Source organism: Scandinavium sp. NPDC088450 (genome assembly GCF_044900545.1).
Classification (GTDB): Bacteria; Pseudomonadota; Gammaproteobacteria; order Enterobacterales; family Enterobacteriaceae; genus Scandinavium.
Genome location: NZ_JBJDNI010000006.1, coordinates 37,847 through 52,810, shown reverse-complemented (window position 1 = coordinate 52,810; position 14,964 = coordinate 37,847). Strand labels below are relative to the sequence as shown.

Annotated in this window: 14 protein-coding genes; 2 read left to right on the top strand and 12 right to left on the bottom strand. The window is 56.0% G+C overall.

Going from position 1 to position 14,964, the window contains the following annotated elements; genetic code table 11:
* Positions 1-35: 35 nt before the first annotated feature.
* Positions 36-341, bottom strand: coding sequence for a stress response protein ElaB (elaB, locus tag ACI2I2_RS07410; protein WP_404657330.1), 306 nt, complete (start codon positions 339-341; stop codon positions 36-38).
* A gap of 47 nt (positions 342-388) precedes the next feature.
* Complete coding sequence (locus ACI2I2_RS07405) at positions 389-847, bottom strand: GNAT family N-acetyltransferase (protein ID WP_404657329.1); 459 nt, start codon at positions 845-847, stop codon at positions 389-391.
* A gap of 48 nt (positions 848-895) precedes the next feature.
* On the opposite strand from ACI2I2_RS07405, the gene rnz reads away from it, so the two are divergent.
* Positions 896-1,816, top strand: a complete 921-nt coding sequence (gene rnz / locus ACI2I2_RS07400) for a ribonuclease Z (protein ID WP_404657328.1) — start codon at positions 896-898, stop codon at positions 1,814-1,816.
* 63 nt (positions 1,817-1,879) lie between these two features.
* Entirely contained in the window at positions 1,880-2,884 is a 1,005-nt protein-coding gene (locus ACI2I2_RS07395; protein ID WP_404657327.1) for a chemotaxis protein, read from the top strand.
* A 120-nt stretch (positions 2,885-3,004) separates the two neighbouring features.
* On the opposite strand, the gene nuoN is transcribed toward ACI2I2_RS07395, so the two are convergent.
* The 10 genes from nuoN to nuoE form a co-directional block, all read right to left on the bottom strand.
* Positions 3,005-4,462 carry an NADH-quinone oxidoreductase subunit NuoN gene (gene nuoN, locus ACI2I2_RS07390; RefSeq protein WP_330984559.1) on the bottom strand — a complete coding sequence of 486 codons (1,458 nt, stop codon included), beginning with the start codon at positions 4,460-4,462 and terminating at the stop codon, positions 3,005-3,007.
* 6 nt (positions 4,463-4,468) lie between these two features.
* Positions 4,469-5,998: an NADH-quinone oxidoreductase subunit M gene (nuoM, locus tag ACI2I2_RS07385; protein WP_404657326.1), complete on the bottom strand. Its 1,530-nt coding sequence runs from the start codon at positions 5,996-5,998 to the stop codon at positions 4,469-4,471.
* Positions 5,999-6,025: 27 nt separating this feature from the next.
* Entirely contained in the window at positions 6,026-7,867 is a 1,842-nt protein-coding gene (nuoL, locus tag ACI2I2_RS07380; protein WP_404657325.1) for an NADH-quinone oxidoreductase subunit L, read from the bottom strand.
* The gene (gene nuoK / locus ACI2I2_RS07375) at positions 7,864-8,166 is read right to left on the bottom strand and encodes an NADH-quinone oxidoreductase subunit NuoK (protein ID WP_154159391.1); all 303 of its coding nucleotides are present in this window, start codon (positions 8,164-8,166) and stop codon (positions 7,864-7,866) included. The genes nuoL and nuoK overlap by 4 nt, the downstream gene beginning before the upstream one ends.
* Positions 8,163-8,714 (bottom strand): NADH-quinone oxidoreductase subunit J, encoded by a 552-nt coding sequence (nuoJ, locus tag ACI2I2_RS07370; protein ID WP_404657324.1) that lies wholly within the window; start codon positions 8,712-8,714, stop codon positions 8,163-8,165. The genes nuoK and nuoJ overlap by 4 nt, the downstream gene beginning before the upstream one ends.
* 11 nt (positions 8,715-8,725) lie before the next feature.
* Positions 8,726-9,268 (bottom strand): NADH-quinone oxidoreductase subunit NuoI, encoded by a 543-nt coding sequence (gene nuoI / locus ACI2I2_RS07365; protein WP_404657323.1) that lies wholly within the window; start codon positions 9,266-9,268, stop codon positions 8,726-8,728.
* 14 nt (positions 9,269-9,282) lie between these two features.
* Complete coding sequence (gene nuoH, locus ACI2I2_RS07360) at positions 9,283-10,260, bottom strand: NADH-quinone oxidoreductase subunit NuoH (RefSeq protein ID WP_097161763.1); 978 nt, start codon at positions 10,258-10,260, stop codon at positions 9,283-9,285.
* On the bottom strand, positions 10,257-12,983 hold the full coding sequence (gene nuoG / locus ACI2I2_RS07355) for an NADH-quinone oxidoreductase subunit NuoG (protein WP_404657322.1): 2,727 nt from the start codon (positions 12,981-12,983) through the stop codon (positions 10,257-10,259). Before nuoG ends, nuoH begins: the two co-directional genes overlap by 4 nt.
* A gap of 142 nt (positions 12,984-13,125) precedes the next feature.
* Positions 13,126-14,463, bottom strand: coding sequence for an NADH-quinone oxidoreductase subunit NuoF (gene nuoF / locus ACI2I2_RS07350; RefSeq protein ID WP_404657321.1), 1,338 nt, complete (start codon positions 14,461-14,463; stop codon positions 13,126-13,128).
* Positions 14,463-14,963, bottom strand: coding sequence for an NADH-quinone oxidoreductase subunit NuoE (nuoE, locus tag ACI2I2_RS07345; protein WP_404657320.1), 501 nt, complete (start codon positions 14,961-14,963; stop codon positions 14,463-14,465). Before nuoE ends, nuoF begins: the two co-directional genes overlap by 1 nt.
* Between the last annotated feature and the right edge of the window lies 1 nt (position 14,964).

The following is a 14,964-nucleotide window of genomic DNA, read 5'->3' as shown; positions in this document are numbered from 1 at the left end:
CGAAAAAGCAGTACCCATGATGAGGGAGCGTGTTTTTATCGACGCGCTAACAGCAGACCTAACACCAGCCCTACCGCTGCTCCGACACCAATTCCCTGCCACGGTTTCTCATGAACATAGTCATCGGCACGGGTAACAGCCTGTTTAGCACGGTAGTAATAAGTATCGGAAGCCTGGCTGATGCGGGTTTTGACGTCATCCAATGCCTGCTCAGCGCGCAGCTTCAGTTCGATGTATTTCTCATCGGCCGGATCGCCGGATGAACTCAAAATTTCTTCAAGTGTGTCGCTTAGCAGCGCCAGATCGTCATCAATGCGGGATTCATAAGCGTTATAAGCCATTACGTTTTCTCCTTGGTTAAACCTGTCCGCTAACTATAGACAATCACTTACGATTGCGCTTCCCGAGCCATGCCGATGTGCGGGATGCCATCTTCGTCGTAAACGTCGGTGACTGGCGTGAAACCGAAGTGTGCGTAAAACGGTTGCAGGTGAGCCTGCGCACCCAGATAAATCGCCTTCTGCGGCCAGTGTTGCTGGCAACTGGCGAGCGCCTGATCCATCAACTGATAGCCCAGTTTTTCGCCCCGAACCGCGCTGCTGACAATCACCCGACCAATCACGACAGGGTCAAAATCGTCTTCGCTTTTCAGAATCCTCGCATACGCCACCAGCTCTCCTTCGCGCCAGCCCAGCAGGTGGCGGTTCTCGCCAATCAAATCGTCACCGTCCACATCCTGATAGGCACAGGTCTGCTCAACCACAAACACTTCGCAGCGTAATTTGAGCAAGGCGTAAAGCTGAGGCACTGTCAGTTGGGAATGATGAAGATCCTGCCACTGAATCATATGAAGCTCCGTTATAATGAGTGTTCTGACAAATCAGGAAAGAGTGTGATGGAATTGATTTTTCTCGGCACCTCCGCTGGCGTGCCGACCCGCAACCGTAATATGACGTCGATAGTGCTGAATTTGCAACAGCCAACCGTCTCGCAGATGTGGCTGTTTGACTGTGGTGAAGGCACTCAGCATCAGTTTCTGAAAACGGCACATCATCCGGGCAAGCTCGATAAAATTTTCATCACGCATTTGCATGGCGATCATTTGTTTGGCTTGCCGGGCCTGCTGTGCAGCCGCTCGATGCAGGGCAATCCTTCCCCGCTCACCATTTATGGCCCGAAAGGCATTAAAGAATTTGTCGAAACTGCGTTGCGCCTGAGTGGTTCGTGGACTGATTATCCCCTGACTATCGAAGAAATTAGCGCGGGTGAAGTATTTGACGATGGCTTCTTCAAAGTCACCGCTTATCCGCTCAACCATCCCGTTGAGTGCTATGGCTACCGTATTGAGCAGCACGATAAACCCGGCCCGTTAGATGCAGCACGTTTGCTTGCCGACGGTATTAAAGCCGGTCCGTTGTTCCAGCAGTTGAAGCAAGGGCTGACGGTAGAAATGCCGGACGGCCGCATCGTGAATGGCCGGGATTATCTTGGCCCGAGCACGCCAGGCATTAAGCTGGCGATATTTGGGGATACAGCCCCTTGCCCGGAAGCGCTTGAACTGGCAAAAAATGTGGATGTCATGGTGCATGAAACCACGCTGGAAAATGAAATGGCCGAAAAAGCCAACAGCCGTGGGCACTCTTCCACCGTGCAGGCGGCTGAACTGGCTCACGCAGCGAATGTCGGCAAACTCATCATTACGCATGTCAGCTCACGCTACGACTGGCACGGTTGCCAGCGTCTGTTGGCGGAATGCCAAAGCGTGTTTGAACCGTGCGAACTGGCGGAAGATTTCAGCGTGTTCAGTCTGGCTTAACTTTTATCTGCATTTGCCGATAACAGAGTAAAGACTCGCCATTCTCTTTACTCTGAGGGCTACATGGATAATTTCCAGAAAGATATCGACGACAGGGCCAACCTGACCCTGTCTAACCGTTTTGAACTGTTGCTGTTCCGCCTGGGCGCCTCAATGGAAGGCGACAAGTCAGAGCTGTTTGGCATCAACGTCTTTAAGCTGCGTGAAATTGTGCCGATGCCCTCCTTCACCAAACCTGCTGGCATTAAAGCCCCGGTGATGGGCATGGTGAACATTCGCGACCAGATTATCCCGGTTATCGACCTGCCGTCGGTGCTGGGCTGCAAATCTGAAAACGGTCTGAATATCCTGCTTATCACCGAATACGCCCGCAGCGTACAGGCCTTTGCCGTCGAATCCGTCGAAAACATTATTCGCCTCGACTGGACGCAGGTTCACACGGCAGAGAAAGCGGTGAACGGGCAGTACATCACCAGCATCGCCTGCCTCGATAACGACAAAAACAGCAACAATCTGGCAATGGTTATCGACGTCGAACAGATCCTGTATGACATTGTGCCAGCCGATCATGACCTGCATGCCACTCGCCTGACTGCGCCAAAACAAAGCATCAAACCGGGTGCAACAGCGATTGTTGCCGAAGACTCAAAAGTCGCTCGTGCGATGCTGGAGAAAGGCCTGCATGCGATGGAAATCCCGGCGAAAATGCACGTCACCGGGCAACAGGCGTGGGAAACCATTGAGAAGTTAGCGAAGGAAGCACAAACCGAAGGCGTGCCGGTGACGGACAAAATCGCGCTGGTCTTAACCGACCTCGAAATGCCAGAGATGGACGGCTTTACCCTGACACGCAAAATCAAATCCGACCCACGCCTGAGAGCCATTCCGGTCGTGATTCACTCTTCGCTCTCCGGCAACGCCAACGAAGACCATATCCGTAAAGTGAAAGCGGATGGCTACGTGGCGAAGTTTGAAATTAACGAGCTGTCGTCTGTGATTAAGGAAGTGCTGGAACGCGCCGAACGTCACGAGGATGGGCCTTTGATCAGCCGTTTGCATTCGGTGTGATGTTGATTGGCGGGGAATGTGTGCGGCCTGATGCCCTCTCCCCAGCCCTCTCCCACGGGGAGAGGGAGATCACATAAAAAAACCCGCCGAGGCGGGTTTTTTCATTAAGCAATCTAACGATTACATCATCGGCATGGCCATCTGAACAATGTTGATCAGCGGCTGCGGGTAGATACCGAGGATCAGCACCAGCAGGGCTGAAATCAGGACCACAATACCGCCAGCGCTGTACTGCCAGTTTGACGGTGCATCGCGGTTCAGCTGCTGTGGCGCTTCCAGATACAGACTCACCGCTACGCGCAGGTAGTAGTAGAGACCAATCGCAGAACCGATAACCACTGCTGCGGTCAGCCACCACAGGTTGGCCTGAACACCGACAGCCAGCACGTAGAACTTACCGATGAAGCCCAGCGTCATTGGGATACCTGCCAGAGACAGCATCATCACAGTCATCACCGCTGACAGAATCGGACGGTGCCAGAACAGACCACGGTAGGAGTACAGGGAATCTGCATCCGGGCCGCGGTATGGGCTGGACATCAGGCTGACTACACCGAACGCGCCGAGGCTGCTGAACAGGTAACCGGCCAGATACACGCCAACCGTTTCCATGGACATCTTGCCGCTGTGCAGCGCAATCAGCGCCACCAGCAGATAGCCCAGGTGCGAGATGGAGGAGTAACCAAGCAGACGTTTGATGTTGGTCTGGCTCAGTGCCATCAGGTTACCGAAGATGATGGAGACGAAGGCGATTACGCCCAGCACCACACGGACGGCTTCACTGTCGCCTACTGGTGCGTACAGGAACAGACGCATTACCACGCCAAAGATGGCGATTTTGCTGGCGGTCGCCAGGAAGGTGGAGACCGGTGCAGGTGCGCCCTGATACACATCTGGCGTCCACAGGTGGAACGGCACCAGAGAGAGCTTGAAGCCAAGACCAACAATCATCAGACCCAGGCCTGCCAGCAGCAGCGGCTCATGCAGCATGTTGTCGGCCAGCGCTTTCCCCAGCGCCAGGAACGACAGGCTGCCAGAGTTCGCGTACACCAGCGCCATACCGAACAGCAGGAAGGAAGACGCTGCGGCAGACAGAATGGTGTACTTGATGCTCGCTTCCAGGGAGCGCTTCTGACGATACGCATAGCCAATCAGGCCGAACAGCGGCAGCGAAATCAATTCGATACCGAGGAACAGTGAGGCCATGTGATTGGCGTTAGCCAGCAGAATTCCCCCAAGGGCAGCAATCAGCACCAGCAGGTAGAACTCTTCTTTATTGTCGTAGTAGCCCTCAAGCCATGGGTAGGCAAACGTACAGGTGGCGAGACTCGCCAGCAGCACCAGCCCGGTGTAGAGCATGGCATAACCATCGACGCGCATCAGCGGCGTCACATCCATTGCACCCGCCTGGCCAACAAACCAGAGCGACAGCAGTGCGGCGTTCAGACCGAGCACCGCCAGCGTGGCATTCAGGAAATGATTGCGTCGCCACGCAATGGAGAGCATCACAACCACCACCGTCAAGCCGACGATCAGCAGCGGTAGCAGTGCGATCAGTTGTTGTGGAGTTATTGTCATGGCGATTTACGGCCTTGTAGTAGAAACAGAATTAACAAACCACTGCTGAATATTGCCCATCGCAGCATGAGAAGTGTCGAGGATCGGCTGCGGGTAGAACCCGAGCAGAACCAGCAGCACCACCAGCAGCAGGATGATAAACAGCTCGCGCAGCGACATCCCCGGCAGTTCTTTCGCTGCAATTTCACTCTTCGCTTTACCGAAGTAAGCGCGGTGCAGCATCGCCAGCGAGTAAACAGAGGCAAAGACCAGACCGAAGGTCGAAATCACGGTGATGACCGGCACAACGTGGAAGCTGCCGAACAGGATCATGAATTCACCAACGAAGTTACCGGTGCCTGGCATACCCAGAGTCGCCACAGCGAAGAACATCGACAGCGCTGGCAGCCACTTAATTTTGCTCCACAAACCGCCCATCAGACGCATGTCACGGGTGTGCAGACGTTCGTACAGCTGACCGCAGATGATGAACATCCCCGCCGCTGACAGACCGTGAGCAATCATCATGATAATTGCGCCCTGGTACGCCAGCTGGCTGCCGGTGTAAATCGCAATCAGCACGAAGCCCATGTGCGAAACAGAGGTGTAGGCAATCAGACGTTTGATGTCGTACTGCGTGAAGGCCATCCACGCGCCGTAGAAGATACCGATAACCCCCAACCACATCGCGACAGGCGCGAATTCAGCGGACGCATTCGGGAACAGCGGCAGTGCGAAACGCAGCAGACCGTAGGCCGCGGTTTTCAGCAAGATGCCCGCGAGGTCAACAGAACCTGCCGTTGGTGCCTGAGAGTGCGCGTCTGGCAGCCAGCCGTGCAGCGGAACCACTGGCATTTTCACCGCGAAGGCGATGAAGAAGCCCAGCATCAGCAGATATTCCACGTTGTGGGCCATCGGCGTTTTCAGCAGCTCTTCATAGCTGAAGGTCCACACACCGGTCGCGCTGTAATGCACAAATACCAGCGCCAGGATGGCAATCAACATCACCAGACCACTCGCCTGGGTGTAGATGAAGAACTTGGTGGCCGCCGTGATACGCGTTTTACCGTCAGAGGCCTTGTGGCCCCACAGCGCGATCAGGAAGTACATCGGCACCAGCATCATCTCCCAGAAGAAGAAGAACAGGAACATGTCGATGGCCAGGAACACGCCGATCACGCCGCCCAGGATCCACATCAGGTTCAGGTAGAAGAAGCCCTGGTATTTTTGAATTTCTTGCCAGGAGCAAAGTACCGCCAGAACGCCGAGCAGGCCGGTCAGCACCACCATCAGCAACGACAGGCCGTCGAGTGCGAGGTGGAAGGTAATGCCAAAGCGCGGGATCCACGGCAGAATAAATTCAGACTGCCATTGTGGAATGCCTGCAGCTTGCGTCAGAGAGTAGCCGCCCTGCAGCCACAGCTGCAGGGAGAGGGCCAGTGTCAGTCCCATTGTTATCAGCGCAATCCAGCGCGGCATCTTTTCGCCGAAGCGTTCAGTCTGCCAGCATAAGAAGCCGCCGATAAACGGGATTAGTATTAGCCAGGGTAATAACATGGCGATCTATATTCCTTTTCTGTCAACTCAACGCAAAACCATCAGCAGCGCGAGAACAACCACCGCGCCAATGCTCATGGATGCCACATACCAGCGCAGGTAACCGTTCTCGCTGACCAGCAGGCCTTTGCCTGCGAAGCGGGAAAGAATGGCCGGGATATTCATCAGACTGTTCAGTGGGTCGCGTTTCAGCAGCCACGCAATGCCCAGAAACGGCTTAACGAAGATGTTGTCGTACAGCCAGTCGAAGCCCCAGGCGTTATACCACCAGGTGCCAAGCAGACGGCCCGGTGCGCTGTTGGCCATCGCAGTAACCAGCGTACGTTTACCCAGCCACAGCCATGCGGCAATCAGGATGCCAGCAATCGCCACAACCCCGGAAGTGATTTCCAGCGTCAGGACGCGGCCATGTTCAAGTTCAGTTGTCTGCGGCAGTACACCCTGCAGCGGTGGCACAATCATCGCGCCAACGAAGGTGGACAGAACCAGCAGCACGATCAGCGGCAGGTGATGGGTAATGCCCTTCCCTGCATGAGCGTGGATCTGCTCTTTGCCGTGGAACACGATGAAGATCATGCGGAAGGTGTAGAGCGAGGTCATGAACGCGCCTACCAGACCGGCAATCATCAGGTTAATGTGACCGTTCGCCATCGCACCTGCGAGGATTTCATCCTTACTGAAGAAGCCTGCGGTAATCAGTGGCAGAGCGGACAGCGCCGCGCCCCCGACCAGGAAGCAGACATACACCAGCGGAATCGACTTACGCAGGCCACCCATTTTGAAGATGTTCTGCTCGTGGTGGCAGGCCAGAATGACCGAACCGGACGAGAGGAACAGCAGCGCTTTGAAGAACGCGTGAGTCATCAGGTGGAAAATCGCCGCATCCCAGGCCTGTACGCCGAGCGCCAGGAACATGTAGCCAATCTGGCTCATGGTGGAATAAGCGAGAACACGTTTGATGTCGGTCTGAACCAGTGCCGCAAAACCTGCCAGCACCAGCGTCACCGCGCCCACAATGCCCACCAGATGCAAAATTTCTGGGGTCATCAGGAACAGGCCATGGGTACGGGCAATCAGGTAGACGCCCGCGGTCACCATGGTCGCGGCGTGGATCAGCGCTGAAACTGGAGTAGGACCAGCCATCGCATCCGCAAGCCAGGTCTGCAACGGCAGCTGTGCAGATTTACCCACCGCACCGCCCAACAGCATCAACGTCGCCCAGGTCAACATGTTGTTGCCTGCTTCGAAGTGCTGTGGTGCCAGTTCTACCATTTCGCGGAAGTTCAGGGTGCCCAGCTCGTTGTAGAGGATGAACAACGCGAAGGCGAGGAACACGTCGCCCACACGGGTCACGATGAACGCTTTCATGGCTGCTGCGCCATTCTTCGGATCGGTGTAGTAGAAACCGATCAGCAGATAGGAGCACAGGCCCACGCCTTCCCAGCCCAGGTACATCAGCAGCAGGTTGTCTGCCAGCACCAGTACCACCATGCTCGCGATGAACAGGTTGGTGTAGGCGAAGAAGCGGGAGTAGCCCTCTTCCCCACGCATATACCAGGAGGCAAACATGTGGATCAGGAAGCCGACACCGGTCACCACAGACAGCATGGTCAGTGACAGGCCATCCAGCACCAGGTTGAAGCCGATGTTGAAATCACCGACAGACATCCAGTTCCACAGCGGCACGCTGACCGCTTGTTTACCGTTAGCGAAGAAATCAACGCCAACAAAGGCAGCAACGACGGCAGCCAGGCCAACAGACCCCATTCCCACCGCGGCGGAAAGATTTTCCGACCAGCGGCCACGAGAGAAGGAAAGCAGCAGGAAGCCGATTAAAGGAAAAATGATGGTTAAGGCAAGCATGTTCATCCACGCAACTCACTTACTGAATCGATGTTCAGGTTCTGGCGGCGACGGTGGAGCTGCAGCAGCAGCGCCAGGCCAATACTCGCCTCCGCAGCCGCGAGGCTGATAGCGAGGATATACATCACCTGACCGTCGGTCTGGCCCCAGTAGCTACCGGCAACCACAAAGGCCAGCGCGGCGGCGTTAATCATGATTTCCAGCCCAATCAGCATAAACAGCAGATTGCGACGGATAACCAGACAGGTCAGCCCGAGAACAAAGAGGATCGCGGCGAGGATCAGTCCATGTGTTAAGGGGATCATGCGTGCTCCTCCGTTTTTCTTTTGCTGTCGTTCGGGCGATTGCTCAGCACTTCGCCACCACGATCTTCACGTCCGAGGTGGAAGGCCACAACCAGGCCCGCCAGCAGCAGCATGGAGGCCAGCTCCACCGCCAGAACGTACGAACCAAACAGCGCGATACCCACTTCTTTCGCGTTGATAGCAGCGCCTTCAATACCCTGGTCACTTACGCCCAGGATACCGTAGACAATCACCGCCAGCAGGATAACGGACAGAATGCCCGGACCAATCCAGACCTGCGGCTTCAGCCACTGGCGTTCCTGTTCGATTTCCGCTCCGCCCAGGTTCAGCATCATCACCACGAACACGAACAGCACCATGATCGCCCCGGCGTACACGATGATCTCCAGCGCACCGGCGAAATACGCGCCGAGCGAGAAGAACACCCCGGCAATCGCCAGCAGAGAGATAATCAGGTACAGCAGCGCATGCACCGGATTGGTGTGCGTGATAACCCGTAGCGTGGCCAGGATGGCGACGAGACCACAAATATAAAATGCGAATTCCATTGCCCCTCTCCTTACGGTAACAGGCTCTTGACGTCGATAGGCTTGGCTTCGTTCTCTGCTTCGCCCTTATCTTTGCCGTCGATTGCCATACCCGCCATCCGGTAGAAGTTATATTCCGGGTATTTGCCCGGACCGGAAATCAGCAGATCCTCTTTCTCGTACACCAGGTCCTGACGTTTGTATTCACCCAGTTCGAAGTCCGGGGTCAACTGAATCGCCGTGGTTGGGCACGCTTCTTCACACAGACCGCAGAAAATGCAGCGTGAGAAGTTAATGCGGAAAAACTCTGGGTACCAGCGGCCGTCTTTGGTCTCTGCTTTTTGCAGAGAAATACAGCCTACCGGACAAGCAACGGCGCACAGGTTACAGGCTACGCAACGCTCTTCGCCGTCCGGATCGCGTGTCAGCACGATACGGCCACGGTAGCGCGGCGGCAGGTAAACCGGCTCTTCCGGATACATCTGCGTTTCGCGTTTGGCGAAAGCGTGCATCCCGATCATCCAGATACTGCGAACCTGGGTGCCGAAGCCCACTATTAATTCTTTTAAAGTCATGGTCTATTCGCCCCTTATGGCTGCTGCCAGAGAATGACAGCCGCCGTTACCAGCAAGTTGATCAGCGTCAGCGGCAGGCACACTTTCCAGCCGAAGGACATCACCTGGTCATAACGCGGACGAGGCAATGCAGCACGGATCAAAATGAACATCATCATGAAGAACGCCGTTTTGATGGCGAACCAGATGAATGGCGGTAAGAACGGACCCTGCCAGCCACCGAAGAACAGCGTGACGATCAGCGCTGAGACGGTGACGATACCGATGTACTCACCCACGAAGAACAGACCGAACTTCATGCCGGAATATTCGATGTGGTAACCGTCCGCCAGTTCCTGCTCTGCTTCCGGCTGGTCAAACGGGTGACGGTGACACACAGCCACGCCCGCGATAGCGAAAGTAATGAAGCCGAAGAACTGCGGAATCACGTTCCACAGGTGCGCCTGGTTGTTGACGATGTCGGTCATGTTGAACGAGCCAGCTTGCGCCACCACGCCCATCAGCGACAGACCGAGGAACACTTCGTAGCTCAGCGTCTGTGCAGAAGCACGCATCGCACCGAGCAGTGAGTATTTGTTGTTACTCGACCAGCCCGCGAACAGCACGGCGTAAACAGCCAGACCGGCCATCATCAGGAAGAACAGAATGCCGATGTTGAGGTCGGCAACCACCCAGGTCGGACTGACCGGGACAATCGCAAACGACAGCAGCAAAGAGGTGAAGGCGATAACCGGTGCCAGGGTGAAGATCACCTTGTCGGTAAATTTCGGTACCCAGTCCTCTTTGAAGAACATCTTGATCATGTCTGCCACGAGCTGGAGTGAACCACCCCAACCTACGCGGTTCGGTCCGTAACGGTTCTGGAACAGACCGAGAAGACGACGCTCGCCGAAGCTCATGAACGCGCCGCAGGTGACGACCACCAGCAGAATGACCACGGCTTTCAGGATGCTTAACAGAATGTCGATAACATCCGGTGTTAACCAACTCATGCTTTCGCCTCCTGCAGATTTTCAATACGCGCACCCGCCAGCACTGGCGCAATACCCGGCATACCCATTGGCAGACCAATCTGTCCTGCGGTCAGTGCATCGGACAGCACCAGCGGCAGAGTCATGGTTTGACCGTCGTAGCTAAAGGCAACCGTCGCACCCGCATTCACGCCAAGCTTCGCGGCATCTGCCGGATTGAGCTTGAGGTAAGGCTGCGGCATACGTTGCTGGAAGACCGGTGAACGCTGTGACAGTTCATCACTGCCGAACAGATGATAGTACGGCGCAATACGCCAGTTACCGTCCTGCGCTTCGAAGCTTGCTGGCACGGTGCTGAAGTACTCCAGACCGTTTTCAGACGCTTCAATCAGACGCACGCCCGGATCGCCGTTACGCAGATGACCACCCACTTCAGCCTGGAACTTGTTCCACGCCTGCGGGGAGTTCCAGCCTGGTGCCCATGCGAACGGAATTTGCGAACGCGCGGCAGTCGGCTGGTTGTTCCCTTCCATCGAGAAGGCGAACATGGTGTCTTTATCCTGCGGCTGACGCGGCTCGTGCACACTGATATCAGCGCGCATAGCGGTACGACCGCTGGAGCGGATAGGTGAACGAGCGAGTTTTTGGCCACGGATACGGAACGACGCATCAGGTGCAGCTTCTTTGATACCCGCCAGCTGTGGCAGTTTGGCTACAGCGGCGTCGATAACATGATCGAGCTGCGTCCAGTCCACTTCACGGCTCTGCACAGTGCTGTGCAGGGAATGCAGCCAGCGCCAGCTTTCGAGCATCACGATGTTGTTGTCGTAGTAAGCCGGGTCATAAACCTGGAAGAAACGCTGAGCGCGGCCTTCGTTGTTAATGACCGTCCCGTCGCTTTCAGCAAAGCTTGCGGCAGACAGCACCAGATGGGCTTTGTCCATGATGGCGGTACGCTGATGGTCAATAACCATCACCAGCGGCGCTTTTGCCAAGGCAGCATCAACACGGGTCGCTGAGGCGTGACGGTGGAGATCGTTCTCCAGCACCACAACGGCATCAGCAGAACCGGATTCCAGTTCGCTTAATGCTTCTTCCAGGGAACCGCCGCCAATCATGCCGAGGCCGACGCTGTTGACTGCGCGTGCAATCATGGTCACGCCAACGTCTGCGCCACGGCCTTTCAGTGCTTTGGCAACGTTCGCCGCAGCCTGAATCACTTCCGCGCTACCGGCGTTGGTACCGGAAACAATCAGTGGCTTCTTCGCACCGGCCAGAGCCTGCACGATGACGTCAATTTTGCCTTTAAGATCGTTGCTCAGGCCTTCAACCGCTGGCGCGCTGTTATCCAGTGCGTGAGCGATCGCAAAACCTAAACGTGCCTGGTCTTCGACCGGTGCGCAGTAAGTCCACGCCGCGATGTCATCCAGACGAGTGCTGTCGACGTTAGTCACAAACAGCGGATGCTTAGCGCGCTGACCGATGTTAAGGATCGCCGCAATCTGCCAGTCAGCCACTTTCTGGGCTGCTGCCATTTCACGTGCTTTGCCTTTCACCGCCTGACGAACCGCCAGGGCAACGCGGGCACCGGTCTGCGTGATGTCTTCACCCAGCACCAGAACCGCATCATAAGATTCAATGTCGCGCAGCGCAGGCGTGTGGATGCCGCCTTCGCGCAGCACTTTCAGTGCCAGCTGCAGACGTTCCTGTTCACCTTTGGCGATACCGGTATAGAAGTTTTCTTCCCCGACCAGTTCACGCAGCGCGAAGTTGCTCTCAACGCTCGCGCGCGGAGAACCAATCCCGATAACTTTCTTCGACTGACGCAGAATGTCTGCGGCACCCTGCATCGCCTGCTCAGCATTCAGGGTAATGAAGTCATCACCACGACGCTGTACCGGCTGACGCGGACGGTCTTTCAGGTTGACGTAGCCATAGCCGAAACGACCACGGTCGCAGAGGAAGTAGTGGTTTACGGTACCGTTATAACGGTTTTCGATACGACGCAGTTCGCCGTAGCGCTCACCCGGGCTGGTGTTACAGCCAATGGAACACTGCTGGCAGATGCTTGGCGCAAACTGCATGTCCCATTTACGGTTGTAACGCTCGGAGTGGGTTTTGTCGGTGAAAACGCCGGTTGGGCAGATTTCAACGAGGTTACCGGAGAATTCGCTCTCCAGAGTGCCGTCTTCCGGGCGACCGAAATAGACGTTGTCGTGTGCACCGTAAACACCCAGATCGCCGCCATCAGCGTAATCTTTGTAGTAACGCACACAGCGGTAACAGGCGATACAGCGGTTCATTTCGTGAGAGATGAACGGCCCCAAATCCTGATTACGGTGAGTACGTTTGGTGAAACGGTAGCGACGGAAGCTGTGACCGGTCATGACGGTCATATCCTGCAGGTGGCAGTTGCCGCCCTCTTCACAGACCGGACAGTCGTGCGGGTGGTTGGTCATCAGCCACTCCACCACGCTTTCGCGGAACTGTTTTGCTTCTTCGTCATCAATGGAGATAAAGGTGCCGTCGGATGCCGGAGTCATACAGGACATCACCAGGCGGCCACGCGTGTCTTCCGCGTTTTGGTATTGCTTCACCGCACACTGGCGGCAGGCGCCAACGCTTCCCAGCGCCGGATGCCAGCAAAAGTAGGGAATATCAAGGCCATGAGAGAGACAAGCCTGTAACAGGTTGTCCGCTCCGTTGACCTCGTATTCTTTGCCGTCTACATGAATCGTAGCCATTAGCGTGCTTCCAGTTGGCCCAGTCGAAACCGGGCGTTAATCAAAATTCTTTGGTGTTTCCACCCTCTCCCTAACCCTCTCCCTGAGGGAGAGGGGATTCCCCGAGCTTTCCCTTAAGAAAGCTGAGGTGAGAGGTGAAAAATTACCAGCGCGTCTTCAGCAGGTTTGGCTGGATGCCATTGATCGCATGGGTGTTGCTGACCTGCTGCTTGATGCCTGCCTCGAACTCTTCGCGGAAATATTTAATCGCGCTTTGCAGCGGTTCAACCGCACCTGGCGCGTGGGCACAGAAGGTCTTACCCGGACCGAGGAATCGACACAGTTGCTCAAGTGTCTCGATATCGCCCGGCTGGCCTTCGCCACGCTCCAGCGCTCGCAGAATTTTCACGCTCCACGGCAGACCATCACGGCAAGGCGTACACCAGCCGCAGGACTCGCGGGCGAAGAACTCTTCCAGGTTACGCACCAGCGGTACCATGCCGATCTCATGATCGACGGCCATCGCCAGCGCCGTACCCAGACGGCTTCCTGCTTTACCGATGCTTTCAAATTCCATCGGCAAATCGAGGTGAGACTCGGTCAGGAAGTCCGTCCCTGCCCCACCTGGCTGCCAGGCTTTGAATTTCAGGCCATCACGCATACCGCCCGCGTAATCTTCCAGAATTTCACGCGCGGTGGTGCCAAACGGCAGTTCCCAGACGCCTGGATTTTTCACGCGGCCGGAGAAGCCCATCAGCTTGGTGCCTGCATCTTTACTGGTAGAGATGTTCTGATACCACTCCACACCGTTGGCGAGAATGGCTGGCACGTTACACAGGGTTTCTACGTTGTTGACGCAGGTTGGCTTGCCCCAGACGCCAGAGCTCGCCGGGAATGGCGGCTTGGAACGCGGGTTAGCACGGCGACCTTCGAGGGAGTTAATCAGCGCGGTTTCTTCACCGCAGATATAACGCCCTGCCCCGGTGTGCACGAACAGCTCGAAGTCGAAACCGGAACCGAGGATATTTTTCCCCAGCAGGCCCGCTTCCGTTGCTTCCGCAATCGCACGACGCAAATTGGCTGCCGCTTCGATGTATTCGCCACGCAGGAAGATGTAGCCACGATAGGCTTTCAGCGCAAACGCGGAGATCAGCATGCCTTCCACCAGCAGGTGTGGCAGCTGTTCCATCAGCAGGCGGTCTTTATAGGTGCCCGGCTCCATTTCATCGGCGTTACACAGCAGGTAACGGATGTTCATGGATTCATCTTTTGGCATCAGGCTCCACTTCAGACCCGTGGAGAAGCCCGCACCGCCACGCCCTTTCAGGCCAGCGTCTTTTACCTGATTGACGATTTCGTCAGGCGCCATGCCACCCAGCGCTTTACGTGCGCCTGCGTAGCCGTTTTTCGCCTGATACTCGTCCAGCCAGACTGGCTGTTTGTCATCACGCAGACGCCAGGTCAGCGGATGCGTTTCGGGAGTCAGGATAATGTTTTTCATTATTTATACCGCTCCAGCAGCTCAGGGATGGCTTCCGGCGTCAGATGGCTGTGAGTGTCCTCATCAATCATCATGGTCGGCCCTTTGTCGCAGTTGCCCAGGCAGCAGGTCGGCAGCAGTGTGAAGCGGCCATCAAACGTGGTTTGACCCGGTTTGATGTTCAGCTTCGCTTCAATCGCCGACTGAATGCCCTGATAGCCGGTAATGTGGCAAACCACGCTGTCGCAGTAGCGAATGACGTGACGGCCCACTGGCTGGCGGAAGATCTGGCTGTAGAAGGTCGCAACGCCTTCGACGTCACTTGCCGGGATCCCGAGGACATCGGCGATCGCGTAGATCGCGCCGTCCGGCACCCAGCCACGCTGTTTCTGAACGATCTTCAGCGCTTCAATGGACGCCGCACGCGGGTCTTCGTAGTGATGCTTTTCGTGCTCGATAGCGTCACGCTCGGCCGCACTCAGCTCAAAAGCCTCGGTTTGTGGTTGTTGATTCTCGTGCATA

Coding starts and splice junctions, on each gene's coding strand:
- nuoL (WP_404657325.1), bottom strand. CDS start 7,867: ATGAACATGCTTGCCTTAACCATCATTTTTCCTTTAATCGGCTTCCTG.
- nuoF (WP_404657321.1), bottom strand. CDS start 14,463: ATGAAAAACATTATCCTGACTCCCGAAACGCATCCGCTGACCTGGCGT.
- ACI2I2_RS07395 (WP_404657327.1), top strand. CDS start 1,880: ATGGATAATTTCCAGAAAGATATCGACGACAGGGCCAACCTGACCCTG.
- nuoI (WP_404657323.1), bottom strand. CDS start 9,268: ATGACTTTAAAAGAATTAATAGTGGGCTTCGGCACCCAGGTTCGCAGT.
- elaB (WP_404657330.1), bottom strand. CDS start 341: ATGGCTTATAACGCTTATGAATCCCGCATTGATGACGATCTGGCGCTG.
- nuoN (WP_330984559.1), bottom strand. CDS start 4,462: ATGACAATAACTCCACAACAACTGATCGCACTGCTACCGCTGCTGATC.
- nuoJ (WP_404657324.1), bottom strand. CDS start 8,714: ATGGAATTCGCATTTTATATTTGTGGTCTCGTCGCCATCCTGGCCACG.
- nuoK (WP_154159391.1), bottom strand. CDS start 8,166: ATGATCCCCTTAACACATGGACTGATCCTCGCCGCGATCCTCTTTGTT.
- rnz (WP_404657328.1), top strand. CDS start 896: ATGGAATTGATTTTTCTCGGCACCTCCGCTGGCGTGCCGACCCGCAAC.
- nuoH (WP_097161763.1), bottom strand. CDS start 10,260: ATGAGTTGGTTAACACCGGATGTTATCGACATTCTGTTAAGCATCCTG.
- nuoM (WP_404657326.1), bottom strand. CDS start 5,998: ATGTTATTACCCTGGCTAATACTAATCCCGTTTATCGGCGGCTTCTTA.
- nuoG (WP_404657322.1), bottom strand. CDS start 12,983: ATGGCTACGATTCATGTAGACGGCAAAGAATACGAGGTCAACGGAGCG.
- nuoE (WP_404657320.1), bottom strand. CDS start 14,963: ATGCACGAGAATCAACAACCACAAACCGAGGCTTTTGAGCTGAGTGCG.
- ACI2I2_RS07405 (WP_404657329.1), bottom strand. CDS start 847: ATGATTCAGTGGCAGGATCTTCATCATTCCCAACTGACAGTGCCTCAG.